This window comes from Pseudomonas sp. SMV7, from assembly GCF_052041995.1.
Classification (GTDB): domain Bacteria; phylum Pseudomonadota; class Gammaproteobacteria; order Pseudomonadales; family Pseudomonadaceae; genus Aquipseudomonas.
Genome location: NZ_JBKGGT010000017.1, coordinates 87816 through 113456 on the forward strand (window position 1 = coordinate 87816; position 25641 = coordinate 113456).

General features: G+C 65.7%; 24 protein-coding genes and 1 tRNA gene. 17 read left to right on the top strand and 8 right to left on the bottom strand.

The features are described from left to right. Positions 1 to 284 precede the first annotated feature (284 nt). Complete coding sequence (locus ACLEJP_RS19645) at positions 285 to 1070, top strand: energy transducer TonB (protein WP_440809004.1); 786 nt, start codon at positions 285 to 287, stop codon at positions 1068 to 1070. Continuing rightward, positions 1067 to 1522: a ribosomal protein S18-alanine N-acetyltransferase gene (gene rimI / locus ACLEJP_RS19650; RefSeq protein ID WP_200626723.1), complete on the top strand. Its 456-nt coding sequence runs from the start codon at positions 1067 to 1069 to the stop codon at positions 1520 to 1522. The genes ACLEJP_RS19645 and rimI overlap by 4 nt, the downstream gene beginning before the upstream one ends. Before the next feature lie 116 nt (positions 1523 to 1638). On the opposite strand, the gene ACLEJP_RS19655 is transcribed toward rimI, so the two are convergent. After that, positions 1639 to 2796, bottom strand: a complete 1158-nt coding sequence (locus tag ACLEJP_RS19655; RefSeq protein WP_440809007.1) for a hypothetical protein — start codon at positions 2794 to 2796, stop codon at positions 1639 to 1641. 66 nt (positions 2797 to 2862) lie between these two features. Here ACLEJP_RS19655 and ACLEJP_RS19660 point away from each other — a divergent pair, with 66 nt between their 5' ends. Beyond that, positions 2863 to 3444, top strand: coding sequence for a D-Ala-D-Ala carboxypeptidase family metallohydrolase (locus tag ACLEJP_RS19660; RefSeq protein WP_440809010.1), 582 nt, complete (start codon positions 2863 to 2865; stop codon positions 3442 to 3444). Here ACLEJP_RS19660 and ACLEJP_RS19665 read toward each other — a convergent pair. Beyond that, complete coding sequence (locus ACLEJP_RS19665) at positions 3384 to 4301, bottom strand: LysR substrate-binding domain-containing protein (protein ID WP_440809013.1); 918 nt, start codon at positions 4299 to 4301, stop codon at positions 3384 to 3386. The genes ACLEJP_RS19660 and ACLEJP_RS19665 overlap by 61 nt on opposite strands. Before the next feature lie 162 nt (positions 4302 to 4463). Between ACLEJP_RS19665 and ACLEJP_RS19670 the strand changes: the two genes are divergently transcribed. Beyond that, positions 4464 to 5075: a LysE family translocator gene (locus tag ACLEJP_RS19670; protein WP_440809014.1), complete on the top strand. Its 612-nt coding sequence runs from the start codon at positions 4464 to 4466 to the stop codon at positions 5073 to 5075. 66 nt (positions 5076 to 5141) lie between these two features. Here the strand turns inward: ACLEJP_RS19670 and ACLEJP_RS19675 are convergent. Further along, a tRNA-Met gene (locus tag ACLEJP_RS19675) sits at positions 5142 to 5218 on the bottom strand. 259 nt (positions 5219 to 5477) lie between these two features. Here ACLEJP_RS19675 and ACLEJP_RS19680 point away from each other — a divergent pair. The 3 genes from ACLEJP_RS19680 to ACLEJP_RS19690 all read left to right on the top strand — a co-directional run bounded on the left by ACLEJP_RS19680 (position 5478) and on the right by ACLEJP_RS19690 (position 8171). Further along, the gene (locus ACLEJP_RS19680) at positions 5478 to 6692 is read left to right on the top strand and encodes an MFS transporter (protein ID WP_440809016.1); all 1215 of its coding nucleotides are present in this window, start codon (positions 5478 to 5480) and stop codon (positions 6690 to 6692) included. A gap of 100 nt (positions 6693 to 6792) precedes the next feature. Continuing rightward, positions 6793 to 6930 (top strand): hypothetical protein, encoded by a 138-nt coding sequence (locus tag ACLEJP_RS19685; RefSeq protein ID WP_019437911.1) that lies wholly within the window; start codon positions 6793 to 6795, stop codon positions 6928 to 6930. Between the two features lie 83 nt (positions 6931 to 7013). Then, positions 7014 to 8171 carry an MFS transporter gene (locus ACLEJP_RS19690; RefSeq protein ID WP_440809019.1) on the top strand — a complete coding sequence of 386 codons (1158 nt, stop codon included), beginning with the start codon at positions 7014 to 7016 and terminating at the stop codon, positions 8169 to 8171. A gap of 6 nt (positions 8172 to 8177) precedes the next feature. On the opposite strand, the gene ACLEJP_RS19695 is transcribed toward ACLEJP_RS19690, so the two are convergent. Continuing rightward, positions 8178 to 9134, bottom strand: a complete 957-nt coding sequence (locus ACLEJP_RS19695; protein ID WP_440809022.1) for a FecR domain-containing protein — start codon at positions 9132 to 9134, stop codon at positions 8178 to 8180. Further along, positions 9121 to 9636, bottom strand: a complete 516-nt coding sequence (locus tag ACLEJP_RS19700) for a sigma-70 family RNA polymerase sigma factor (protein ID WP_440809025.1) — start codon at positions 9634 to 9636, stop codon at positions 9121 to 9123. The genes ACLEJP_RS19695 and ACLEJP_RS19700 overlap by 14 nt, the downstream gene beginning before the upstream one ends. A 169-nt stretch (positions 9637 to 9805) precedes the next feature. Between ACLEJP_RS19700 and ACLEJP_RS19705 the strand changes: the two genes are divergently transcribed. The 3 genes from ACLEJP_RS19705 to ACLEJP_RS19715 are packed head-to-tail and all read left to right on the top strand — an operon-like array spanning position 9806 to position 13994. Next, on the top strand, positions 9806 to 10432 hold the full coding sequence (locus ACLEJP_RS19705) for a DNA-3-methyladenine glycosylase family protein (RefSeq protein ID WP_440809027.1): 627 nt from the start codon (positions 9806 to 9808) through the stop codon (positions 10430 to 10432). 42 nt (positions 10433 to 10474) lie between these two features. After that, positions 10475 to 11527, top strand: coding sequence for a bifunctional DNA-binding transcriptional regulator/O6-methylguanine-DNA methyltransferase Ada (gene ada, locus ACLEJP_RS19710; RefSeq protein ID WP_440809030.1), 1053 nt, complete (start codon positions 10475 to 10477; stop codon positions 11525 to 11527). Positions 11528 to 11582: 55 nt separating this feature from the next. Further along, positions 11583 to 13994: a DUF3772 domain-containing protein gene (locus ACLEJP_RS19715; protein ID WP_440809033.1), complete on the top strand. Its 2412-nt coding sequence runs from the start codon at positions 11583 to 11585 to the stop codon at positions 13992 to 13994. 103 nt (positions 13995 to 14097) lie between these two features. Here ACLEJP_RS19715 and ACLEJP_RS19720 read toward each other — a convergent pair whose 3' ends face one another. From ACLEJP_RS19720 to ACLEJP_RS19730, 3 genes are all read right to left on the bottom strand, one after another. After that, positions 14098 to 15528, bottom strand: coding sequence for an aldehyde dehydrogenase family protein (locus ACLEJP_RS19720; RefSeq protein ID WP_440809036.1), 1431 nt, complete (start codon positions 15526 to 15528; stop codon positions 14098 to 14100). Between the two features lie 13 nt (positions 15529 to 15541). Further along, entirely contained in the window at positions 15542 to 17041 is a 1500-nt protein-coding gene (locus ACLEJP_RS19725; RefSeq protein ID WP_440809039.1) for a purine-cytosine permease family protein, read from the bottom strand. A 99-nt stretch (positions 17042 to 17140) separates the two neighbouring features. Beyond that, the gene (locus ACLEJP_RS19730) at positions 17141 to 17530 is read right to left on the bottom strand and encodes a YybH family protein (RefSeq protein WP_440809042.1); all 390 of its coding nucleotides are present in this window, start codon (positions 17528 to 17530) and stop codon (positions 17141 to 17143) included. Between the two features lie 453 nt (positions 17531 to 17983). On the opposite strand from ACLEJP_RS19730, the gene ycaC reads away from it, so the two are divergent. From ycaC to ACLEJP_RS19765, 7 genes are all read left to right on the top strand, one after another. After that, entirely contained in the window at positions 17984 to 18604 is a 621-nt protein-coding gene (gene ycaC / locus ACLEJP_RS19735) for an isochorismate family cysteine hydrolase YcaC (protein ID WP_186673804.1), read from the top strand. 173 nt (positions 18605 to 18777) lie between these two features. Next, a complete protein-coding gene (gene ppk2 / locus ACLEJP_RS19740) occupies positions 18778 to 19596 on the top strand; it encodes a polyphosphate kinase 2 (protein ID WP_440809045.1) in 819 nt (272 codons plus the stop codon). A gap of 35 nt (positions 19597 to 19631) precedes the next feature. Continuing rightward, positions 19632 to 20828, top strand: coding sequence for a monovalent cation:proton antiporter-2 (CPA2) family protein (locus ACLEJP_RS19745; RefSeq protein ID WP_440809048.1), 1197 nt, complete (start codon positions 19632 to 19634; stop codon positions 20826 to 20828). A 39-nt stretch (positions 20829 to 20867) separates the two neighbouring features. Beyond that, complete coding sequence (locus ACLEJP_RS19750; RefSeq protein WP_440809051.1) at positions 20868 to 21965, top strand: AI-2E family transporter; 1098 nt, start codon at positions 20868 to 20870, stop codon at positions 21963 to 21965. A 13-nt stretch (positions 21966 to 21978) separates the two neighbouring features. Further along, entirely contained in the window at positions 21979 to 23499 is a 1521-nt protein-coding gene (locus ACLEJP_RS19755; protein ID WP_440809054.1) for an efflux transporter outer membrane subunit, read from the top strand. Beyond that, positions 23496 to 24593 carry an HlyD family secretion protein gene (locus tag ACLEJP_RS19760; protein ID WP_440809057.1) on the top strand — a complete coding sequence of 366 codons (1098 nt, stop codon included), beginning with the start codon at positions 23496 to 23498 and terminating at the stop codon, positions 24591 to 24593. Before ACLEJP_RS19755 ends, ACLEJP_RS19760 begins: the two co-directional genes overlap by 4 nt. Continuing rightward, positions 24583 to 25605, top strand: a complete 1023-nt coding sequence (locus ACLEJP_RS19765; protein ID WP_440809059.1) for a DUF2955 domain-containing protein — start codon at positions 24583 to 24585, stop codon at positions 25603 to 25605. Before ACLEJP_RS19760 ends, ACLEJP_RS19765 begins: the two co-directional genes overlap by 11 nt. Positions 25606 to 25641 lie beyond the last annotated feature (36 nt).

Here is a 25641-nt window from a genome sequence, read left to right on the forward strand (position 1 = left end):
AAGAAAAAGGGGGCGATTGTACTGCATCCCGAGGGGAGGTTTTCACCCCTTGGTCTGTAATGAGAGATAACCTTTGCTTCCATAAGGGATTCACTGGCCTCTTCGCGGGCTCGCCCGCTCCCACAGGTCCTCCATGCACCTCAAACTGTGGGTGATACCTGTGGGAGCGGGCGCGCCCGCGAATGCGCCGGCACAGGCATCAAAAATCCGCCGACCAGTTGCGGCACTCGAATGCCAACAGCGTTAGAATGCGCAATTGTCTTCACCCCTCGGGACCCCGCACCTTGCTCACCGAACCCCGTCGCCGCGCCTACCTTTCCGCCATGCAAGTGGTGCACTGGCTGCCGCGCGCCGAACTGCCGTTCGCCGCACCGTCACGGCCCGAGCTGCTGCTGCCGGTGGCACCGGTCGAAGACCTCGATGTCGAAGCCAGGCCCGCCCCCGCCGCCAACGAAGTGCCCGCCGCCCCGCAGGCGCGCGCCGGCGAGCGCCCGAAGATCGAGATACCGCGCCCGACCAGTGTGCCCAAGCCGGCCGCCAAAGCCGCCGAGGCCGAGGAGCCGGTCGCAGCTGCGCGCCCGGCACCCGTACCGCCCCCGCGCTTCTCGCTGCAGCTGCTGCGCGCCGGCAGCTGTTTGCTGCTGGTGGAATTGGCCACCGGCCAGCCGTTCCAGAGCCGCGATCCGTCCTACCTGCTGCTCAAGGACATGCTGCGCGCCGCCGGCCTGCCGGATGCCCCGCAGATCATCGGCGAACCGGTGCGCTGGCCGCTGCTGGTGCGCGGCAACCTGGACCAGGGCCCGGAAGCCGCGGGCGACTTTGTCCGCGGCTTTGTCCAGGCACGCCTGGAAGACGCCCCGTGCGCCTGCCTGTGGCTGGTCGGCCTGCCGGCGCTGCGCTTTGCCGCCAATGCCGACAGCGACGCCTATTACCAAACCCTGACGCTCGACGGCCTGGGCGACGCCTGGGCCTTGCCGGGCCTTGAACTGTTGATGGACGAGCCGCAGCGCAAGGCGGACGTCTGGAAAGCCATGCGCCAGCTGATGGCGCGCTGGAAGAGCGTTGAATGAGTGACTCGATCAGCTTCCGCCGGATGACCGAGGCGGATCTGGATGCCGTACTTAAAATCGAATACGCCGCGTTCAGTCATCCCTGGACCCGTGGGATCTTTCAGGATGCGCTCAAATCCTATGAAGTCTGGCTGATGTTCGACGGCCAGCAGCAGGTAGGGCATGGCGTGATCAACGTGATCATCGATGAGGCGCACCTGCTCAACATCACGGTCAAGCCGGAAAACCAGGGCCGCGGCCTGGGCCTGCGGCTGCTTGAGCACCTGATGGCCCGGGCTTACCAGCTCAATGGCCGCGAGTGCTTCCTGGAGGTGCGTGCCAGCAACCAGTCGGCCTATCGCCTGTACGAGCGCTATGGCTTCAACGAGATCGGCCGCCGTCGCGACTATTACCCGATCGCCGGCGGCCGTGAGGATGCGCTGGTGATGGCCTGTACCCTGCTCGAAGACTGAGCAGGCCTGCACGGGCCCCTTCGCGGGCATGCCCGCTCCCACAGATGGCATGCAAGGCCTGTGGCCTGGGGGCCGGCTGTGGGAGCGAGCGTGCCCGGGAATAGACGGTATGCCGGTCACAAGCCCTGCGGCTGAGCCTCGACCGGCTTGTCCAGCTCGCGCAGGCTGCGGGTCACGCTGGCGGTGTTGCATTTTGCTGCCGCCTGCTCCGGGGTGTACTTGCGCACCGTACGGAAGAACAGTTCACAGGTCTGCTTTTTCTGCGTTACCTGCCACTTGGTCGCGCAGGCATCCAGCGTCAGCTTGGCATCGGCGCGTTGGTTGCGCCCCATTCCCGCCTGCCAGCAGGCCGCTGTCAGGTCCTGGCCCATCATTTTCAGCCCGGCGGCATCGGCGGCGTCCTGGTCGCCGCCGTGGCTGTCCTTGTCCGCTGCATACCAGATGGCACTGGGGTGGTTGGCGCCCAGCACCGGCACCTTGGCCCCGGCCTGCGGGCTAATGCTGACCAGGCCCAGCACATTCAACTGCGGGCCATATTGCTGCTGGATCCAGCTGCGCACCGGCGCGCCGAAGGCAACCATCGGCAGCGGTTTGGCGGGGTTCTGCAGGGTCATCTCGCTGACCATGCGCACCTGGTAGTCCTTGAAGTAGCTGTAGGTGTCCTTCAGCGTTTCACCGGCGCTGGCCGGCGCGGCGATGGGGGCGATGTCGATGATGGTCTGGTACGCCGGGGTCTGGCTGGCGTCGACACCGTTGAAGGTCAGCAGTTCGGCCCAGCGGTCGGTGGTGTTGGAGCGCAGGTAGTCCTGGGCCTGGGTCAGCGAGTAGTCCGGCGGGAAGTGCAGCAGCTCGATGCTGCGGCGGTTCTGCAGGGCCATGCCCAGTGGCAGGAACAGGTACCAGTCGTAGGACCATTTGCCGTCCTTGTTCAACTGGGTGGCGCCCTGGTAGGCCAGTTCGCCGGTGTCGAGCAGCTTGCCCAGGGGCTTGGCATAGCTGGCGGGTACACCGCTGATGGTCGCCTGCAGGCGGTCGTTGTCGCGGCTTACCTTTACCTGGGCATCGGCATGGCCATCGCGCCGTACGCTCTGGGTCAGGTAGTGTTCGACGGTCTGTTCCAGGGTCCAGTCGCGATAACAGATGACGTGGCAGTTGTTGGGGAAGGCGAACAGGCGGGTAACGCGCTGGGCGTCGCCCAGGTCGATGCGCGCATCGGCCGCGGCCAGGCCGCTGAAGGCGAGGGCGACGAGGCCCGGTAAGGCAATCTTGTGCATGCTTAACTCCTTGTCGTGCGCCGCCGTGTTTGGCAGCGTGCACATACTGGGGCAGGGGGAGCAGGGATGAAAGGGGCAAGATGGCTTCTGCTGGCGCTGGGCATGCTGGGTGCTGCGGCGCACGCTGATGAGCGTGACCTGTGGATGTTCGCGCAATGGGCCGGGGACCATCAGACCCGGCCATTTCGCCAGATGCTGGTGGACGCCCGGCTGTATGGCGTGGTGCCCATCCACCAGTTGCTGCGTTCGGCCTCGGACTGGCGGCTGTGCCGGGCCTCGCCTTTTGCGCTGCCGCCTGCGAGCCACTGGCCGGCGGTGCGTGCGACGCTGGCGCTGCTCAAGGTGCTCGACCAACAAGGCATCCTGCGCCAGTTCGAGGTGGTATCGGCCTACCGTGACCCTGGCCTGAACCGTTGCGCGGGTGGTGCCGTGGGTAGCGCCCATACGCGCGCCTTTGCGGTGGATATCCTGCTGCCGGCGTGGGCCGATCCCAACCCGCTATGCCGTTTCTGGCAGCAATCCGGCCAGGCCTGGAACATGGGGCTCGGGCGCTACCCGAGCGGGCGCATTCACATTGATACCGCTGGTTATCGCACCTGGGGCGGTGACGGCCGTTCGGGTTCGTCGTTCTGCACCAGGCCCAACTGATTCAGGCAGCTGCGGCATTCGTTCGTCACCCAGGCGGCGAAGCGCTGGCGCTTGTCGCCGTCGTGCCAAGGTAGTGGGCTGAGCAGGTGGTAGGCCGAACCGTCGCGCACAAAGCCGAACGGGGCTTGCAGCTGCCTGTTGGCGAGTTCGTCGCGCACCATCAGGGCCGAAGCCATGGCCAGGCCCAGGCCAGCGCTGGCGGCCTGGATCGACAGGTAGAAGTGCTCGTAGTCGCTGCGTTCGGCATGCCGGGCCTGCTGCCCGCTCAGGCGCAGCCAGGTGGGCCAGGCAGCGGGGCGGGTGCTGCTGTGCAGCAGGCGCTGGCCGTCGAGACTGGCGCTGGTGGCGGGGTGGCCCACCGGGCCGATCCATTCGTCACAGATCTTCACGCTGTGCAGCTGGTTGCCCCAGTGGAAGTCGTCGCGGCGGATTGCCAGGTCGACACCGCTGCGGGTGAAGTCCAGCGGCCCGCCGGCAGCCACCAGGTGCAGCTGCAGGTCGGGGTGGGCGGCATGGAAGCGCGGCAGGCGCGGGATCAGCCAGCGCATGGCGATGGTGGGCTCGCAGGACAGCACCAGTACGTTGTCACGGCCCTGTTGTTGCAGGCGCAGCACAGCGCCTTCGAGCTGCTCGAAAATCGCCTGGGTGGTGTTGTGCAAGGTGCGGCCGGCCGGGGTCAGGAAAATGGCCCGGTTACGGCGCTCGAACAGTTCCACGCCAAGGCTTTCCTCAAGCAGGCGCACCTGGCGGCTGACCGCACCATGGGTGACATGCAGGTGCTCGGCGGCGCGCACGAAGCTTTCGCTGCGGGCGGCGATGTCGAAGTAGCGGAAGGCGTTCAGCAGCGGCAGTTTCATGGCGTCCCTGTTTGCCTGCAGCGGCGAAGACGCCGGCACAGGTTCATGTCATCAGTGAGAAAAACTAGCAGATTTACCTCACGATAAATCGATTTTGCCGAGTACAGAAGCGCTCGATAATCAGCGTATGTGTGCATTTCCATCGTCTATCGAGAGCCCCTCATGACCGAACTCATCGCCATCGCCCTGTTCACCCTGCTGGCTGTCATCAGCCCCGGCGCGGATTTCGCCATGGTCACCCGCAGCAGTTATGCACAAGGCCGCAAGGCCGGGCTGGCTGCCGCCGTGGGCATTGCACTGGGCGTGCAGGTGCATGTGCTGTACACGGTGCTGGGGATTGCCCTCATCATCAGCCATAGCCCGACATTGTTCCTGGCCATGAAAGTGCTCGGTGCGGGTTACCTGGTCTACCTGGGTTACCGGCTGCTGACCCGCAACAGCCAGGCAAGTGTGGGCGGGGAGGTGGGCCAGGCGGGCCTGCTGGTTGCACTGCGGACCGGTTTCCTGACCAATGCCCTCAACCCCAAGACCATGCTGTTCGTGGTCAGCGCCTATACCCAGGTGGTTCAGCCGGGCAGCTCGCTGGCACTGGACTTCGCCTATGGTGGGTTCATGTCAGTCGCCCACTGGGCCTGGTTCAGCCTGGTGGCGGTGTTCTTTTCCAATGCGGTACTGCGCAAGGCGATGCTGGCAAGGCAGCAACTGGTCGACCGGATGATCGGCGTCGCGCTGATCGGCCTGGGCCTGGCCGTGGCGTTCGCCGGGGTGAAGTGAGGGCGGGCGGGTTTTCTGCAGGCAAAGAAAAAGGGCTTACCTTGCGGTAAGCCCTTCGTCTTTGTTTGGTGGCTACACAGGGACTTGAACCCCGGACCCCAGCATTATGAATGCTATGCTCTAACCAACTGAGCTATGTAGCCGATGGCGCGCATTATTCTCTTGAACGCCCCCCCTGTCAACACTCATTTCAAAAAAAATTTGCACGCTTTCAAAAACTTAGCAGTCAGGCTGGGTTTCTGCCTGGCCTGACGGGATCACGCTGCCGCGACAGCGGGCATTTCGCCCAACGCTGGCGGGGATGTTTGCGGGAAAAGCGCGACTGGGTGGTAAAAAAGGTAGCTAGGTAGCTATCTATTTCCTGATAATCGGATCCCAAACTGCGGACGGAGACTCAGGGACATGGCCACCAGTAGCGCCCCCACAGCATCCACCACGGCGGCGGCGAGCCAAGCCACGCCGCTGGTGATGCGCATCATCGGTTTCTGCGCGCTGGCGCACCTGATCAATGACCTGATCCAGTCGGTGCTGCCGGCGATCTACCCGATGCTCAAGGCCAACTATGACCTGAGTTTCGCCCAGATCGGCATGATTACCCTGACCTTCCAGATCACCGCCTCGTTGCTGCAGCCCTGGGTCGGCTTCTTCACCGACCGCCGGCCCGCACCCAACCTGTTGCCGCTCGGCACGCTGTGCACCTTGGTCGGCATCGTGATGCTGGCCTTCGTCGGCAGCTTCCCCATGATCCTGCTGGCTTCGGCGCTGGTCGGCATCGGCTCCTCGACCTTCCACCCCGAGACTTCACGCATCGCCCGCCTGGCTTCGGGCGGCCGTTTCGGCCTGGCCCAGTCGACTTTCCAGGTGGGGGGCAACACCGGTTCGGCGCTGGGCCCGCTGCTGGCGGCAGCCATCGTCATTCCGTTCGGCCAGAGCCACGTCGCCTGGTTCGGCCTGGCCGCGCTGTTCTTCCTCTGCGTTACCCTGATGCTGCGCAGCTGGTACAAGGACCACCTCAACCAGGCCAAGGCGCGCAAGGCCGTGCAGGCAAGCCACGGCATCTCCCGCACGCGGGTGATCGCAGCGTTGATCGTGCTGGGCTTGCTGGTGTTCTCCAAGTACTTCTACATGGCCAGCTTCACCAGCTACTTCACCTTCTACCTGATCGAGAAGTTCCAGGTGTCGGTGGCCAGCTCGCAGCTGCACCTGTTCCTGTTCCTCGGTGCAGTGGCGGCGGGCACGTTCTTTGGCGGGCCGATCGGTGACCGTATCGGGCGCAAGGCGGTGATCTGGTTCTCGATCCTGGGCGCGGCGCCATTCACCCTGGCACTGCCTTATGCCGACCTGTTCTGGACCACGGTACTGAGCGTGGTGATCGGTTTCATCCTGGCTTCGGCGTTTTCCGCCATCGTGGTCTATGCACAGGAGCTGGTACCGGGCAGCGTCGGCATGATCGCCGGGATCTTCTTCGGGTTGATGTTCGGTTTCGGCGGCATTGGCGCAGCACTGCTGGGGTATGTGGCGGACCTGCGCGGCATCGAATATGTGTATGGGCTGTGCTCGTTCCTGCCACTGTTCGGATTGTTGGCGGTGTTCTTGCCGAGTACCGGCAAGCGCTGATATTGGCGGGGCGCGCAGCCGCCCCGACGATTGACGACCTGGCCCCCTTGGCCTAGAGTGCCGCCTCTTTTCCCCAATCACCTGCGTAGTAGCCACCGCAATGCGCCGTACCCAGTCCCTGCCACACGCCCGCCAGCCTGCCCTCCAGGCCCTGCGCCGTGCGTGGCCGAGTGACACCGTGCTCAAGCGTCGCCGCAGCGTGCTGTTTGCCTTCACCTTCTCGCCACACCTCGCCTGACCTGATCTGCGCTTTCGCGTCGCGCGCCGCCCTGGCGTGCGCGCCTGTGTCTGCACGTCTTTTCGGTTTGCAAGGAGTGGTACATGAACATGCGTTTGCTGGCGGGCCTGTTGTTCGCCGTCTCGGTGGTGGGTTTCAGCCTGGGGGCCAGCCTGCCGTTGGTGTCGTTGCGCCTGCATGAGGCGGGGGCGAGCACGCTGGAGATCGGCATCCTCTCGGCCATCCCGGCTGCGGGCATGATGCTCTCGGCGTTTCTGGTCGATTTCTGCTGTCGCCATTTCACCCGGCGCACCCTCTATCTGCTGTGCTTCAGCCTGTGCACGGTCAGCATCGCCCTGCTCGAATCGGCGTTCGGCTCCCTGTGGCTGCTGGCGCTGCTACGCCTGGGCCTGGGGCTGGGCATGGGTATCGCCATCATCCTCGGCGAATCATGGGTCAACGAACTGTGCCCGGAACATAACCGCGGCAAGATCATGGCCCTGTACGCCACCAGTTTCACCGGCTTCCAGGTGCTCGGCCCGGCCATGCTGGCCGTGCTGGGTGCCGACAGCCCATGGATCACCGCCGTGGTCACGGCCTGCTATGGCCTGGCATTGCTGTGCATCGTGCTGACTGTGCCGAACGACTATGTCGAACACGAAGAGGGCGAAAAAAGCTTCGGCCTGGCCGGTTTCTTCCGCGTGGCGCCGGCGTTGTGCGTAGCGGTGCTGTTCTTCTCGTTCTTCGATGCAGTAGTGCTGTCGCTGCTGCCGGTCTATGCCAGCAGCCATGGCTTCGCCGTGGGCGTGGCGGCGTTGATGGTGACGGTGGTGTTTGCCGGCGACATGCTGTTCCAGCTACCGCTGGGCTGGTTGGCCGACCGGGTCGAGCGTACCGGGCTGCACCTGGCCTGCGGGCTGGTGGCGATGGCGATCGGTATCGCTTTGCCCTGGCTGCTGAACATGACCTGGCTGCTCTGGCCGCTGCTGGTGCTGCTGGGGGCCGTGGCCGGGGGCATCTATACCTTGGCGCTGGTGCTGATCGGGCAGCGCTTCAAGGGCCAGGACCTGGTTACCGCCAACGCCAGCGTGGGCTTGCTGTGGGGTGTCGGCAGCCTGGTCGGGCCGCTGCTGAGCGGCGCGGCGATGGACGTGGCGCCGCATGGCCTGCCAATGGCGCTGGCACTGATGGCCGGCTTGTTCGTGTGCTTTGCCCGGCAGTCGTATCGGCGCGCGGGGCGTTTGCGCGCGTTGGCGGACTGAGGCTGTTCAGGCCGCGCCGATGCTCACCCAATAGCGTGTGTGGTAATCGACCCGCACCGGCAGGCTGCGGGTGAGCAACTGCAGGATCTGCCCGGTGTCGTTCAGCTGGTAGGTGCCGGTCACAGCCAGCCCGGCTACCTCTGGGGCGCAGCGCAGCAGGCCCGGGCGGTAGCGGGCCAGTTCGGCGATGAACTCGCCCAACGGCATTTGTTGCACGCTGAGTACGCCGTCGGTCCAGCCCCACGGGTCGCTGCGCAGCGTCACCGCCTGGAAGCTGCCGCTGGGCCAGACCTGCAAGGTCTCGCCAGGCAGCACCCGACGTGGCGAAGCCGAGGCGGGGAACAGCGTGACATCGCCCCGACGCACCGCCAGCAACAAGCCGTGGTCGTTCTCGCGCAGCAGCAGCTGGCCATCGACGGTGGTCATCGGGCCGACGCGAGTATCGATGCGGAATGGGCGGTTGTCGTTGGGGTTGCTGTCCAGGCTTGCCTCGCCGCGCAGCAGATGCAGCCGGCGTTGCCCGGCGTCGTAATGCAGGTCGATGGCGCTGGCGGTGTTGAGCTGGATGCGGCTGCCATCGCTGCCTTGCAGTTGGCGGCGCTCGCCGGTGGCGGTACGGCTGTCGGCCAGCAGCTGAGGCAGGCCCAACGGTTCGCGCGCGGCCCAGCCCAGGCTGCCGCCCACGGCCAGCACGGCCAACAGCTTGAGGTTGTCGCGCCGGCTGCTGCGCTGCCGCTGGCAGGTATCCAGGGTGCGCCGGCTCAGGTCGTTGGGCAGCCCGGCGAGCTCGTCGCCGAGGCAGCTGACCCGCTGCCAGGCCAGGGGGTTATGCGGATGGCTGGCCAGCCATTGCTGGAACTGCCGCTGCAGACGCGGGCTGGGGCGGTCGAAGCGCAGCTTCACCAGCCAATCGATCGCCTGGTCGACATGCGCCTGCGCGGGCGTGCGGTCAGGCGTCGGCATAGCGCAACCGGTAGCAGGCGCCCAGGGCCTTGGCCAGGTCGCGCTCGATCGTGGCCCGCGACACGTTCAGCCGTTGGGCAATGCGCACGATGCTCAACCCGTCGAGCTGGGCCAGCAGGAATGCCTGCCGAGCACGCGGCTTGAGCTGATGCAAGGCCTGGTCGAGGCGTGCCAGGGTATCGAGTATCAGCAGTCGATCTTCTTCGCTGGGCACATCGGCTTCCGGCAGCTGGGCCAGGCTTTCCTGGAAGGCCCGCTCCAGCGCGCGGCGGCGGAACTGGTCGATCATCAGGCCGCGGGCGATGCTGCTGAGATAGGCGCGCGGCTCCTTCAGTGGCGATACCTGGCGCGCCCGCAACAACCGCACGAAGGTATCCTGGGCCAGGTCGGCGGCCTGTTCGCTGCAACCGACCCGGCTGCGCAGCCAGCTGCGAAGCCAGGAGTGGTGGGCCTGATAGAGCAGAGCGACCTCGGCGGGCTGGAGCATGTCGTTGGTCTGCATCGTGGTGAAGGCCCGATCCCGTGTGCATGCGATTGTGAATGGTTCTCAATTCTATGCGGGGACGGTGCTGCTGAGCAACGTTCTGCGCGCAATTACCGCGCAAGAATCGGCGTTTGCCCGTGGCACGGCTGCGCTAAGCTGGACCTGCACTCGACCTGATGGAGCTGTCATGATCCTCGCCGACCATTCGCCTGATGCCTACCGTGAGGCCACCGACTACCTGGCGGCGCTCGACCCGGACTGGGCACGGCACATCGCCGCGACCGGGCCTTGCCTGCATCAGGCCACGCCGGGGCGTGAACCCTATGAAGTGCTGGTGCGGGCGATTGCCTACCAGCAGCTGCATGCGCGTGCCGCGGAAGCCATTCTCGGGCGGTTGCTGGCACTGTTCCCGGACAACGCGTTCCCAGGGCCGGAGCAGTTGTTGGCGGTTGCCCCGGAAACGATGCGCGCCTGTGGCTTTTCGGCGAGCAAGATGGCCACGGTTCAGGGCATCGCCCGGGGCCGGCTGGAGGGCCTGGTACCGACCCGGGAAGAAGCCATGGCCATGGACGACGAGGCGTTGATCGAGCGGCTGGTGGCGCTGCGCGGGGTGGGGCGGTGGACCGTGGAAATGTTGCTGATCTACAGCCTGGCGCGTGCGGATGTGCTGCCGGTGGACGATTTCGGCGTGCGCGAGGGATACCGGCGGCTGAAGGGGCTGGACAAGGCGCCGACACCGGCGCAGATGCGCTCGTTGGGGGGCGGCTGGCGGCCGTACCGTACCGTGGCGGCCTGGTACCTGTGGCGGGCCTGAAGCAGCGCCTGCACAGGCAACAACCTATCTGGACACTGAACAATGAACCGCTATACCACCCCCGAGCAACGCTGGCAAGCCGTAGAATCGCGTGACAGCGCCGCCAGTGGCCACTTCGTCTACGCCGTACGCACCACCGGCATCTATTGCCAGCCCGGCTGCAAGTCACGCCTGGCCAAGCGCAGCAATGTCGCGTTCTACGATACCCCGGCCGCCGCCGAAGCGGCCGGTTACCGTGCCTGCAAACGTTGCACCGCGACCACCAGCCCCACGCGTCACAGCCAGCTGGTCACCCGCGCCTGCCGCCTGATCGAAGCCTGCGACCCCGCGCCCAGCCTGGACCAGCTCAGCGCCGAGCTGGCCATCAGCCCGTTCCACTTGCACCGGCTGTTCAAGGCCGAGACCGGCCTTACGCCCAAGGCCTACGCCACGGCTTTCCGCGCCCGGCGCCTGCGTGCGCACCTGGCGGACGGCCAGCGTTCGGTCACCGAGGCCATCTACGACGCTGGGTACAACTCCAACAGCCGGTTCTACGAAAGCGCTGAGCAGCGCCTGGGCATGCGCCCGCGGCAATACCGCGCCGGTGGTGCCGGGGCGACCATTCATTTCGCCCTTGGCCAGTGTTCACTGGGCGCGATCCTGGTGGCCCAGAGCGACAAGGGCATTTGCGCGATCCTGCTGGGCGACGACCCCGAGGCCTTGTTGCGCGAGCTGCAGGACCAGTTCCCCAAGGCCCGGCTGATCGGCGGCGATAGCGCCTACGAACAGCTGGTTGCCGAAGTGGTGGGCTTCGTCGAAGCGCCGTCATTGGGCCTGGCCCTGCCGCTGGATGTGCAGGGCACCGCCTTCCAGGAGCGCGTATGGCAGGCCCTGCGCGAGGTACCGGCCGGCAGCCGGGTCAGCTACACCGAGATCGCCGAGCGCATCGGTGCGCCCAAGGCGGTACGTGCGGTGGCCATGGCCTGTGCGGCCAACCACATTGCCGTGGCGATCCCTTGTCATCGGGTGGTGCGCCGCGACGGCGACCTCAGCGGCTACCGCTGGGGCGTAGCGCGCAAAGCGCAACTGCTCAAGCGAGAAACGGCACTCTCCTGATCGCCTGAAGCCGCGTAGAATCCCCCGCCAAATCGAATTGCAAGAGGAATATTCGATGAGGCGTGTCAGCCTTGCCCGTTACTGCCCAGGCCTGATGGTCCTGATGGCCTTTCTGCTGGCGGTTGCCAGCCCCGCCTGGTCGGCCCCGGCCACGCCGTTATCCAACCTGGCAGTCGCCGAAGCGCCGGTGCTGGACGAAAACGCCAGCATCGAGCAACTGAGCGAGCGCCTGGACCAGATCCGCCAGGGCGTTACCAGCGAAGCCAACGATGACCTGCTGTCGCAACTGCGCCTGGGCGCCGTACAGGTGCAACGCCAGGCCGATGCGTTGAGTGCCTTGCGCACTGCGGAGGTGGAGAAACTCGATGACCAGCTCAGAGTCATCGGCCCGCGCCAGCCGGACGAGGCGGCAGCCCTGACCCAGCAGCGCAAAGAGCTGGAAGCTGAGAAAAAAGAACTGGTGGCGCAGCAGGAGCAGGCCATCAAGCTGACCCAGTCGGCCCGCGACCTGTCCACGCAGATCGTCAACCTGCGCCGCAGCCAGTTCAACTCGCAGATCACCAGCCGCGCGGCGTCGCCGCTCAGCCCGGCCTTCTGGCAAAGCATCATTCGTCCTACCCAGGACGACGTGGCGCGCCTGCGTGACCTGCGTGCCGAGGCGGCCGATGCCATTGGCAGTGCCTTCAGCGCCGAGCACCGCTGGCTGTTCATCACCAGCCTGGTTGCCGCCATCCTGGTCTGGACCTTGGTGCGCCGCGTGCTCGAGCGCCTGTTGGCCAGCGCCATGGTCAACTGGCTGCCCGAAGGCCGCCTGCGCCGCAGTTCGTTGGCGCTTGGCGTCAGCCTGGCGACCCTGGGTACCATCGCCGGGTCGGTCTCGCTGCTGCGCTGGGGGTTGGAGAGCAGCGCCGAACTGGGCTCCGATATCGCCAGCCTGGCCAACCATGTGCTCGCCCTGGTGGTGTTCAGTGCCTTCATCACCGGCCTGGGCCGCGCCATGCTGATGCTGCAGCGCCCGTCCTGGCGCCTGCCGCCGATCCATGACGAAGTGGCCAGCGCGCTGGGCTGGTTCCCCAAGGTCCTGGCGCTGGCGCTGATGGTCATGATGACCATGGAGCGCATCAATAGCGTAATCGGCGTCAGCCTGGCATTGACCGTGGCCGTCAACGGCCTGACCGCGCTGGTGGTGGCGTTCACTTTCGCCGGAGCGCTGCTGCGTTACCGCCGTACCTTGCGCAAGCATGACCTGGAGCGCCCCAAAGGCCTGGCCGGGCTGATTCCGTTCGTGATGGTGATCTGGCTGACGCTGATCCTGCTGGCGCTGCTTGCCGGCTACCTGACGCTCGCCTACTTCCTTACCGGCAAGTTGCTGTGGGTCAGCCTGGTCATCACCTGTGCCTACCTGCTCACCACCTTCCTTGGCGACCTGTGCGAAACCCTGCTGTCGCCGCGCCAGCCTGGTGGCCTGGCGCTGGCCTCGACCTTGGGCCTGGCGCCCCGTCATCAGGCCCAGGCCAGCACCATCCTTGCCGGTATCGGCCGCACCGTGGTGCTGTTCCTGGCGCTGCTACTGGCGCTGATGCCGTCGGGCACCAGCCCCAGCGAGTTGCTGCTGAGCCTGGCTGACTGGGACGGCACCGGCGGCAAGCTGCTCGGCAACCTGAACATCGTGCCCCAGGACATCCTGCTGGCGCTGGCGATTTTCTTTGGTGGCCTGTTCGCCATCCGCGTGGTCAAGCGTTGGCTGAGTGAGCGCCTGCTGCCGGAAACCGACATGGACGCCGGCATGCGTGCCTCGTTGGTCACCCTGGTGGGTTACCTGGGCTTCATCTTCCTGGCCATGCTGGTGATGTCGACCTTGCGCATCAACCTCACCAGCCTGACCTGGGTGGTCAGTGCCCTGTCGGTGGGTATCGGTTTCGGCCTGCAGCAGATCGTGCAGAACTTCATCTCCGGCCTGATCCTGCTGACCGAGCGCCCGGTGAAGGTAGGCGACTGGGTCAGCCTGGCCGGTGTCGAAGGCGACATTCGTCGCATCAACGTGCGTGCCACCGAGATCCAGATGTCCGACCGTTCGACGGTGATCGTGCCCAACTCGCAGTTCATTTCCCAGAACGTGCGCAACGTGACCATGGGCAATGCGCTGGGGGTGGTCGGTATTACTCTGACCTTGCCGTTGGAGACCGATGCCAACCGCGTGCGTGAGCTGTTGTTGGCGGCGTACCAGGAGCATGAGGCGATTCTCGACGCACCGGCTACCTCCGTGTCGTTCAAGGACCTGACCAGCAGTGGCATGGTGATCGGCGTGAGTGGTTACGTGGCGGGACCGCGGCAGGTGTCGGGTACCCGCAGCGATCTGCTGTTCACCATCCTTGGGCGTCTGCGTGAGGAGGGCATTGCCCTGTCTTCGCCACAGAGCCTGGTGCTGGTGCAGGATAGCGCACGGCCGGCTGACGAGACGGTGTGAATGCGGGGGCTGCTGTGCAGCCCCATCGCGACGCAAGGCCGCTCCCACAGGTTTCGCGCCAGCCGATGGTCTGCGCATTCCCTGTAGGGACGGCCCCGGGAATCTAGCCCAGACACCGCGTCACATGCTTCACCGACTGATACGCCGACAACCCCCACGGTCCCAGCTCGCGGCCGATCCCGCTGCCCTTGGTGCCGCCCCAGGAAGTCTCGACGAACACCGCCTGCACCGAGTTGATCCACACGTGGCCCACCTCCAGCGCATCGGCCACCCGCTCGGCGCGCGCCAGGTCGGCAGAGCACACCGTCGCCACCAGCCCGAAACGGCTGTCGTTGGCTTCGGCAATCGCCTGTTCCTCGGTAGCGAAGCGACGCGCGCACAGCACCGGGCCAAAAATCTCCTCGGTCCACAAGCGGCTGTCGTTCGGCACATCGGCATACAACGTCGGGCTGACGAACCAGCCATCGCGGTCCAGCGCCTTGCCACCGGCCAGGCACTGCAAACCTTCTTCCCGCGCCGTGGCAAAGTAGCTGGCCACCTTCAGCCATTGCGCCTGGCTGGTCAGCGGCCCCATGTCGACCTCTTCGGTCAGCGGGTTGCCTACCCGCAGCCTTTCCAGTGCCGCCTGCAAGCGTGGCAACAGCGCCTCGGCAATACCGTCCTGCACCAGCAGCCGCGACGTGGCCGAACACATCTGCCCGGCATTCCAGGTGATGCCGGCGACAATCCATTCCACCGCCTGGTCGACATCGCAATCATCGAACACCACGATCGCCGACTTGCCGCCCAATTCCAGTGTTACCGGTCGGCATTGCGCCGACGCGCTGCGCATCACCTGGCTACCGACGCTGTTGCTGCCGGTAAAGGACAGCTTGTCCAGGCCAGTGTGGTTGCTCAGGGCGGCACCGGTCTCGGCCTTGCCGTTGACGATGTTCAGCACCCCGGCCGGCAGGCCCAGGCTGTCGGCGATCTGGCCGTAGGCCTGTTCGACCAGCGGGGTGACCTCCGATGGCTTGAGCACCACGGTGCAGCCCGCTGCCAGAGCCGGAGCGAGCTTCCAGGCGCTGGTCACCAGCGGGAAGTTCCACGGCACGATCAGGCCGACCACACCCACCGGCTCCAGGCGGGTGCGCGCGGTGAAGCCAGGGGCGGCCAAGGGCACCTCACGGTTTTTCGACGGCAGTTGCTCGGCCAGTTCGGCGTAGTAGTTGAACGTGGCAATGGCATCATCCAGGTCGATTTCCGCCTCGTGACGCGGCTTGCCGTTGTTGCGCATCTGCACGCTGATCAGCGCTTCGCGGCGCTGGCCCAGTTGTTCGGCAAAGCCGCGCAGGTAGCCAGCGCGCTCGCTGGCGCTGGTGGCTTTCCAGGCGGGCAGGGCACCACGGGCGGCAGCCACGGCCTGGTCGACCTGGGCTGCGCTGGCTGCCATCAGTTCGGCGAACGGTTGCCCCAGCGCAGGGTCGTTGACGCTGATGCAGTCGCTGCCCTGGCCTTCGACCCAGCGGCCGGCGATATAGTGGGAAGTGGTCATGGTCGGTTTCCAGTCAGGCCATTTCGGCAGTGGTTACCGGCGTATGCGCGGCGCTTTTGCAACGCACCCAACGCGGGCCCTGGGGGCCATAAACGCCAGCAGGTTCGGGGAACAGGTTGAGCAGTACCAGGTACAGCACGCCGGCCAGGCCCAGGGTGACCGGCAGGCTCAGGTCGATGCCGCCCGCCAGGTCACCCAGCGGGCCGACGAATTGCCCCGGCAGGTTGACGAAGCACAGGCCGACTGCCGCGCTGGGGATCCACGCCCCCATGCCGCGCCAGTTCCAGCCATGCAGGAACCAGTAGTGGCCGCCACGCTGGCCGCGGGTGAACACCTGCAGGTCGTCGGCATGGTAGAAGCCGCGGCGAGTGACCAGGCCGAGGATCATGATCACCATCCATGGGCTGGTGCAGGTGATGATCAGCACGGCGAAGGTCGACACGCTCTGCACCAGGTTGAAGGTGAAGCGGCCGATGAAGATGAAGCCGATCGCCAGCACCCCGATCAGCAGGGTGGCGCCGGCACGGCTGAGCAGGCGCGGGAACACGCTGGACATGTCCAGGCCGGTGCCATACAGCGCGGTGGTGCCGGTGGACATGCCGCCGATCACGGCAATCAGGCACACCGGCAGGAAGAACCAGCTTGGCGCCACCGCCAGCAGGCCACCGACGTAGTTGTTGGCGGCGATGTAGTCGGGGGCCTGGGTCGCCACCAGCGTGGCGGTACACAGGCCGAACAGGAACGGGATCAGCGTCGCGCCCTGGGCCGCGATCACCGCCAGCATGATGCGCGCCTTGGGCGTTTCCCGCGGGATATAGCGCGACCAGTCGCCGAGGAACGCACCGAACGACACCGGGTTGCTCATGGCCAGGATCGCCGCTCCGACGAATGCCGCCCAGAAGCCCGCCTGGCCGAGGTTGACGCTACCGGTGTAACCGGCGTCGAACGGCCCGGCAAAGGCGACGATGCCGAGCAGGAACAGAAGGCTCGAAGCCCACACGGCCACCTTGTTGACCCACAGCATGAAGCGGAAGCCGAAGATGCACACCACCAGCACCAGTACCGCGAACAGGCCATAGGCCAGGCCCAGGGTCAGGTCGGTTTCCGGCAGGCCGGCCAGGCGCTTGGCACCGCCCACCAGGGCGTCACCGGAGCTCCATACCGACAGCGAGAAGAACGCCACCGCCGTGAGCAGCGACAGGAAAGAGCCCACGATGCGCCCGTGCACGCCAAAATGCGCGCCCGACGACACCGCATTGTTGGTGCCGTTGAGTGCGCCGAACAGGCCCATCGGTGCAAGGATCAGGGCGCCTGCGCCGACGCCAAGCAGGATCGCCCATACCCCGGCCTGGAACGACAGCCCGAACAGTACCGGGAAGCTGCCCAGCACTGCCGTGGCAAAGGTATTGGCACCGCCGAAGATCAGGCGGAACAGGTCCAGCGGGGAGGCGTCGCGTTGATCGTCTGGGATCTGTTCGACGCCGTTGGTCTCGATAGCGGTCGAGTGGCTCATGGTGTTGCTCCAGCGCGGTTGTTGTGGGCCGGCGCGGTGCGCGGGCCTTCTTGTGGGTGCGATGGCAGGGCGGCAAGGCCGCAGGAAAAAAAACGCAGATCAGCCCGGGGACACGACCGACAGGTGCTCATGGCAGGCCAGCCATTGGTCACCGTGGCGACGGAAGACGATGGTCTCGCGTTCGCTCAGTTGGTGCTCCTCGCCGGCACTGCGGATGTGCGTGGCCACGTCATGCATGAAGATCGCTACATCGCCTTGCAGGCTGACCTGGGCATTGCCTGATTCGCAGGCGAGCACGGCAAAGCCGTCGGCCTGCCACTGCGCCCACAGGTCTTCATAGGCACGGCGTGACAGCAGGGGCTGCGGCAAGGTGTGGAACAGGAAGGTGGCGTCTTCGCTGAAACAGGCGAAATAACGGGCGGTATCGTTGCTGGCAAACGCGGCAACGAGCTCGGCGGCGGCTTGGCGTACCTGGAGTGTCTGGTCCACGGAAGTGGCCTCACGGTTCTTGTGATTATGGTGAAGCGATTCTGGTGGCGCTCGGCGGACGGAAAAATCGCTATCGGCAAATAATCAGTTCAGGAATTCGTGAAGTGATGTTGCATGCGCGCAGTTGACCCTGTGGGAAAGGGCATGCCCGCGAAGCAGGCAACGCGGTGGATGGCACCGGCGTTGCCGGTGATCGCGGGCTGAAGCCGCTTATACAGGTGCGGTGTCAATACGAAGCGGCGCAGTTGGCAGTTGTAGAAGCGGATTTATCCGCGAAGCAGGCGGCGCGTTTAAGGGTGCTTGCCCGCCTGGCGTGGCGGCGCTGGTCGTTTCGCAAGCAGTGCGCGCAGCGCCCCGTGCTACCGGCCCCGGGCAAACCGACTGGCGGTATTCCCTGCGGCTGAACCTTGCCTACGCTGATAGTCCCAACCTGCCGAAGCAAGGAGATCCGTCATGGCCTTCCAATACAAGCGTCTGGACAAGAACAACGCCGCCGTGCTGCTGGTCGATCACCAGACCGGCCTGCTCTCGCTGGTGAGGGACATCGACCCGGACCGCTTCAAGAACAATGTGCTGGCCCTGTCGGACCTGGCCAAGTACTTCAAGCTGCCGACCATTCTCACCACCAGTTTCGAAACCGGCCCCAACGGCCCGCTGGTGCCGGAGCTGAAAGAGCAGTTCCCCGACGCCCCGTACATTGCCCGGCCCGGCAACATCAATGCCTGGGACAACGAGGACTTCGTCAAGGCGGTCAAGGCCACCGGCAAGAAGCAGTTGCTGATCGCCGGCGTGGTCACCGAAGTGTGCGTGGCCTTCCCGGCACTGTCGGCGCTGGAGGAGGGCTTCGAAGTGTTCGTCGTCACCGACGCCTCCGGGACCTTCAACGAACTGACCCGTGACTCGGCCTGGCGGCGCATGGAGGCAGCCGGGGCGCAGTTGATGACCTGGTTCGGCGTGGCCTGCGAGCTGCACCGCGACTGGCGCAACGACATCGAAGGCCTGGGCACCTTGTTCTCCAACCATATTCCGGACTACCGCAACCTGATGACCAGCTACAACAAGCTGGCCAGGTAAACCGGCCTCGAGGCCAAACCCTACTCTGTGGGAGCGGCTAAACCCGCTCCCACAGTCAGCCCAACACCCAGCCAATCAATCGGCTGGAGGCAAAACCTGAGATAACAACAAGCGAAGCGGCAAATCGCCATGGATCGACCATACTGACTCCTCAATCGCCTCAGGAGAGCGCCATGTCGAAGCCGTCCAGGAACAAGACCACCCTCGAACAACCGGAAAAACTGGGCAGCAAGGCATACGAGAAGGAACTCAAGCGCCTGCATGTGGAACTTGTGAAACTGCAGGAGTGGGTGGTGGCCAAGGGCCTGAAGGTGTGCATTGTCTTCGAAGGCCGCGACGGCGCTGGCAAGGGCGGCACCATCAAGGCCATCACCGAGCGCGTCAGCCCGCGGGTATTCCGTGTGGTGGCGCTGCCGGCACCGACCGAGCGGGAAAAGACCCAGATGTACCTGCAGCGCTATGTCGGCCATCTGCCGGCCGCAGGCGAGGTAGTGATCTTCGATCGCAGCTGGTACAACCGTGCCGGGGTCGAACGGGTGATGGGCTTCTGCTCGAACGAACAGGCCGACCGGTTCCTCGCTGGCGTGCCGCTGTTCGAAAAGGTCATGGTCGAGTCGGGCATCATCCTCATCAAGTACTGGCTCGAGGTCAGCGCCGAGGAGCAGACCCGGCGCCTGCAGGACCGCATCAATGACGGCCGCAAGCTGTGGAAGCTGTCGCCCATGGACCTCAAGTCGTACACCCGCTGGGATGACTACACCCAGGCCCGTGATGAGATGTTTGCCGCATCGGATACCGCCTGGGCGCCCTGGTTCATGGCTCACTCCAACGACAAGCGGCGTGCCCGGCTGAACATCATCAGCCACATGCTCGGCCGCATCCCCTACAAGGACATTACCCAGGAACAGACGGTGAAGCTGCCCAAGCGCGGCAAGATCGGCAAGTACAAGGCCGTTGCCTACCCGTTCAAAGTGGTCGAAGAGCGTTTCTGATCCCTCCCAGCGGGGAGCAGCGAGGGTGCAAACCTATGCCACATGACGGCAGCCTGCTACAGGCGACGGTGGTGTTCCTGCTGGCCGTGGTGCTTCTGGTACCGCTGGCGCAGCGTCTGAAAATGGGTGCGGTGCCGGGCTATCTGCTGGCCGGCATCCTCATCGGCCCTTCCGTGCTTGGGTTGCTCGACAACCCCGAGAACGTGGCCCGGCTGTCGGAAATGGGCGTGGTCATGCTGCTGTTCGTCATTGGCCTGGAGCTGTCACCGCAGCGCCTGTGGACCATGCGCCGGGCATTGTTTGGCGTCGGTTCGCTGCAGGTTGGGCTGACCGCCGTCGTGCTGGGCCTGCTGGCGTATTTTGCATTCGGCCAGTCGAAGGCGGCCGCCATCGTGCTCGGCCTCGGGTTGGCGTTGTCGTCGACCGCCTTCGGCCTGCAGGTGCTGGCCGAGCGCAAGGACCTTGCCAAGCCACACGGGCGCCTGGCCGTGGCCATCCTGCTGTTCCAGGACATCGCTGCCATTCCACTGATCGCCGTGGTGCCCCTGCTTGGTGGCAACGTCAGCACTGCCGACGAAGGCGCCTGGCCGCTGCTGGCGGTAGTGCTCGGCCTTGGCACGTTGATCGTCTTTGGCCGCTATCTGTTGAGCCCGGTGTTCAAGTGGACGGTCGGTTCCGGCTTGCCGGAGCTGTCGACCGCTACTGCCTTGCTGGTGGTGCTGGGCACGGCCTGGGTGATGGAGCATGTGGGCGTGTCGATGGCCCTGGGGGCCTTTCTCGCCGGTGTGCTGATGGCCGAGTCGCCTTTCCGGCATGAACTGGAGACCCAGATCGAACCGCTCAAGGGCCTGCTGCTGGGGCTGTTCTTCGTCGGCGTTGGCATGAGTGCCGACCTGCGCCTGCTGTTCGACCTGCCGCTGCTGGTGCTGGGGCTGACGCTGTTGCTGGTGGCCATCAAGCTGCCGCTGCTGTATGGCCTGGGGCGTACGGCCGGTGGTCTCGACCAGGCGCAGGCGCTGTGCCTCGGCGTGGTGCTGGCCTCTGGCGGCGAGTTTGCCTTCGTGGTGTTCAAGCTGGCGCTGGAGCATCAGGTACTGGCGCAGCAGGTGCACGACCTGTTGGTACTGGCCATCACCCTGTCGATGGCAGTGGTACCGCTGATAATGATGGCCCTGGCGCGGCAACTGCGTGATGACAGCCCCGCCCAGGCAAGCCCTGAAACGGGCCACTGAATCGCGCCGCACGGCGTAGCTGAAGTTGGGAGGTGAAGCATGCAACCGGGTATCAAGCTGGACAGCAGCCTGTCGCGGGGCTTGCTCGATGTGCTCATCAAGGCTGGCCTGGTAGCCGCCCTGGTGATGTTTGCCTTCCAGACGTTCCAGCCGTTCCTGGAACTGATGTTGTGGTCGGTGATCCTGGCAGTGACCCTGTATCCCCTGTATTGCCGTGTCCAGCGCCGCACCGGCCTCAAGGACGGCCTCACGGCGACCCTGGTCGTGGTGCTGGTACTGGTCGTGCTGCTGGTGCCGATCTACCTGGTGGTGATGTCGATTGGGGAATCGGTGGACAGCCTGGTGACCTTGCTCAAGAGCGGCGCCTGGAGCGTGCCGCCACCCCCTGAGTCGGTGGCGAGCTGGCCGCTGATCGGGCCGAAAGTCCATGCCCTGTGGCTGGCGGCTTCGGAAAACATGGCCGGTGTGCTGAACCAGTGGATGCCGCAACTCAAGGGCGCCGGGCGCACGGTGCTGGGGGCTGCTGCCAGCGCCGGGGGCGCGTTCGTGCTGTTCATCGCGGCGATCATCGTCTCCGGCATCATCATGGCCTTCGGTGAGCGTGGCGAAATCGCGGCGCAACGCATCGCCATGCGGGTATCGGGCGAGGAGCGCGGCAAGCCGTTGGCCAAGCTGTGCACCGCCACCATTCGTGCCGTGGCCCAGGGGGTTATCGGCATTGCCTTCATCCAGATGTTGCTGATCGGGGTCGGCTTTGTCATCAAGGGCGTGCCAGGTGCCGGGATGCTGGCCATCGTCATCCTCATGCTGGGGATTGCCCAGGCACCCGCCACGCTGGTCACCGTGCCGGTGATCATCTATGTCTTCAATGCCGAAGGCTTCACCGTGGCCACCATCGTGTTCGCCATCTACACCTTCGTCGCCGGGCTGGCCGACAACGTGCTCAAGCCGTTGCTGCTGGGACGCGGGGTGGATGTGCCGATGCCGGTGGTACTGATCGGTGCGCTCGGTGGCATGGTGGTCAAAGGCATCATTGGCCTGTTCATCGGCCCGGTGATCCTTGGCGTCACCTATGTGCTGTTCTGGCAGTGGGTGGCGCTGCAGGTGCCGGAAAACCCCACCGAGCCGACCGCCTGAACCAGGGATTGCCATGCCCGGACGCGCCTACGGTTGTGCACTGAGCCTGGTGGCCATGCTGGCCGGCTGCACCCAGGTCGGCCCGGACTTCCAGCCGCTGCAGGACCCCTGGCTGCACACCTGGGAGAGTCCTTCGCTGAAGCAGGCCGGCCAGCAGGCCACCGCGCCCGACCTGCGCCAGTGGTGGGCGGTGTTCGCCGACCCGGCACTGGACGCCCTGATTGACGAGGCCGACACCAACAACACCAACCTGCGCGTGGCCGGCTTGCGCATCGCCGAAGCGCGCGCCCAGCTGGCCATCGTGCAGACCGGGCGTTACCCACAGCTGCAGCAACTGCGTGCCCAGAGCCTGTACCTGAAGCAGGACCAGTCCGGCAGCGCCAACGCCCGCGATTCGGTGTTCTGGCAGTCCAGCGCAGGCTTCGACATCGGCTGGGAAATCGACTTCTGGGGGCGCTTCAGCCGCGCCATCGAAAGTGCCGATGCTGCCTACTTCGCCTCCCAGGCCAATTACGCCGATGCCATGCTGCTGTTGCGAGCGCAGGTGGCTGACACCTACTTTGCCCTGCGCACTGCCGAGGCGCGGCTGGATATCGCCGAAGAAAACGCCCGGCGCCAGGCGCGCAGCCTGGAAATTACCGAACGGCTGTTCCGTCATGGTGAAAACGACGAACTCGACTGGCAACAGGCGCGTACCCAATACCTGGCCACCCAAGCCACCATCCCCGAGTTCCAGAACCAGCTCAATGCCCTGCGCAACGTATTGTGTTCGCTGCTCGGTCGGCCACCCGGGCCGTTGCCGCAGCTGGACGCAGGCCATGGTCAGCTGCCGTTGCCGGACCGTGCCGTACTGCAGGACGTACCCGCCAACCTGCTGCAGCGCCGCCCGGACATCCGCGCCGCCGAGCAGGCAGTGGCCGCGCAATCGGCATTGGTCGGGGTGGCCGAGGCCGACCTGTATCCCCAGCTGAGCCTGCTGGGCAGCATTGGCTGGAGCTTCGTCACGGCCAGCCATTTGCCTGACACCTTCGACCTCGCCGCCGGGCCCAGCCTGATCTGGAACCCGTTCGACTACGGCCGGCGCAAGAACGCCGTACGCGTGGAGGATGCTCGCTTGCAGCAGCTGATCGAGCTGTACCACCAGGGGGTGCGCGAAGCCGCGCGCGAGGCGGACGATGCCGCCAGCGGGCTGCTGCGCTCGCTGCAGAGCGCGCGCATTCGCGACCAGGCCTCGCAGGCTGCGCAACGCTCGTTGAGCCTGGCCAGTTCGCAGTACCGCGAAGGTTTTGCCGACTTCCAGCGGGTGCTCGACGCCCAGCAACTGCTGTTGCAGCAACAGGACGGTTACCTGGTCAGCCGCGGCAACGCGGTGAGTAGCCTGGTGACCTTGTACAAGGCCCTGGGCGGTGGCTGGGACGCCAGCCGCGCGCCGATCGACCCGGCTACGCGCCAGCAGATGCAGCAACGGACCGACTGGGGCGAGCTGCTCGACGAACCAGCCCCCAGCGCACATGCACAAGGTGAAACGAAATGAGTGACGCTGCGCCGACACCGCCCCCGGCCGCCCCCGATCGCGGCATGCGCTGGGTATTGCTGCTGATTGCCGTGAGCCTGCTCTGGTACCTGCTGGCCGACCGCTTCACGCCCTACACCCAGCAGGCCCGCCTGCAGGCCTATGTGATACCGGTCAGTGCCGAGGTCGCCGGCCAGGTGAAGCGTGTGGCGGTAGGCAACAACCAGGAAGTGCGCCGGGGCGACGTGCTGTTCGAGCTGGACCAGGAGCAGTATCGCATTGCCCTGGCGCGTGCCGAGGCCGACCTGGACGCGGTACGCCGGCAGATCGGCGCGCACACGGCAGGCATCGATTCGGCACAGGCGGCATTGGTCGCGGCGCAGGCCAACGAGCGCAAGGCGCGGCAGGATGCCGAACGGCTCAAGCGCCTGATCGACGAAGACCCGGGGACGGTGTCGGTACGCCGCCTGGAAAGCGCCCAGGCCACTCGCGACCAGGCGGTCAGCCAGGTGGCGGCAGCCCGTGCCGAAGTGGAGCGGGCGCGTGAGCAGCAGGGTGGGGCGCAGGACGACAACGCCCAGTTGCGCAGTGCCGCGGCCAATGTGGAAAAGGCCCGCCTGGACCTGGCACGTACGGTGGTGCGTGCCGATGCGAACGGCCTGATCACCGACCTGCGTACCGACGTCGGCCACTATGTCGGCGCCGGCAGCCCGATGATGACCCTGATCGCCATCCATGACGTGTGGATAAGTGCCGACATGACCGAGAACAACCTCGGCCGCCTGCGCCCCGACACCCCGGTACTGGTGGTGCTCGACGCACTGCCCGGCACGGTGTTGAAGGGGCACGTTCGCAGCATCGGCTACGGTGTGAGCGTGGGCCAGAGCACCCCGCCGGGTACGCTGCCGACCGTGCAGAACAGCCGCGAGTGGCTGCGTTCGGCGCAACGCTTCCCGGTCATCGTCGAACTCGAGCGTGACCAGTTGCAGGACAAGAGCGGGCTGCGGGTTGGCGGGCAGGCCGAGGTCATGGCCCTGCCCAGCGAAGGTAACCCGTTGAACCTGCTGGGCCGGCTGTTCATGTGGCTGATGAGCTGGCTGTCGTATGCCTATTGAGTTGCGCCGCCTGCGCGCCCTGCGCCTGGCCTGGGGCGTGGCGTTGTGCCTGGCGGTGAGCTTCGGCATCGGCCTGCCGGTGCCGATCCTGGCGCCGGTATTCGCGGTACTGTTGCTGGCCATGCGCAGCCAGCCCTTGCCGCTGCGTGCAGCACCGGCCCTGGCGTTGCTGGTGCTGCTCAGTTGCGGCAGCGGGCTGTTGCTGATTCCTCTGCTGCGCCATGCGCCGCTGAGTGGGGTGTTGCTGGTAGGCGTGTGCGTTTTCCTGACCTTGCGCTACGCCCTGAAGGGCGGTAACGGCTTGCTGGCGAACCTGCTGGTGATCGGCCTGACCATGATCGCCGCCGCCGGTACCAGCGACTTCACCCTGGCGCTGTCGGTGGTCGAAGCGTTGGCCAAGGGCATGCTGCTGGCGGTACTGGGCACGGCCTTGGCCCATGTGCTGTTTCCCGAACCTGCCGATGCGCCGGTGCAACCAGCGCCGCCGTCGCTGGGCAGTGAGCAGGTCAGCTGGGTGGCACTGCGTGCCACGCTGATCGTGATGCCGGCGTTTCTGCTGGCCCTGATCGCCCCGGACCAGTACATGCCCCTGATCATGAAGGCGGTAAGCCTGGGGCAGCAGGCTGGCGAGACCCGCGCGCGGCATGCCAGCCGGGAGTTGATTGGCTCGACCTTGCTGGCCGGTTTGCTGGCGATCCTGATATGGGGGGCGCTGAGCCTGTTCGTGCACCTGTGGATGTTTTTCCTGTGGGTGCTGCTGTTCGCACTTTGGCAGGGGCGCAGGCTCTACCGTGCGGTGGATACCAGGCAAAGCCCGGCGTACTGGGTGAGTTGCCTGACGACCATGTTGATCCTGCTGGGGCAGTCGGTGCAGGACAGCGCCGGGGGGCAGGACGTCTACCGCGCCTTTGCCGTGCGCATGGCGCTGTTCCTGGCGGTGTCGGTGTACGCCAGTGCCATGCTGATCTGGATCGACCGGCGGCGGATGCGGCGTGGGCTTCTTCGCGGGTGAACCCGCTCCCACAGGTATGGCGTTGCCCATGGGATC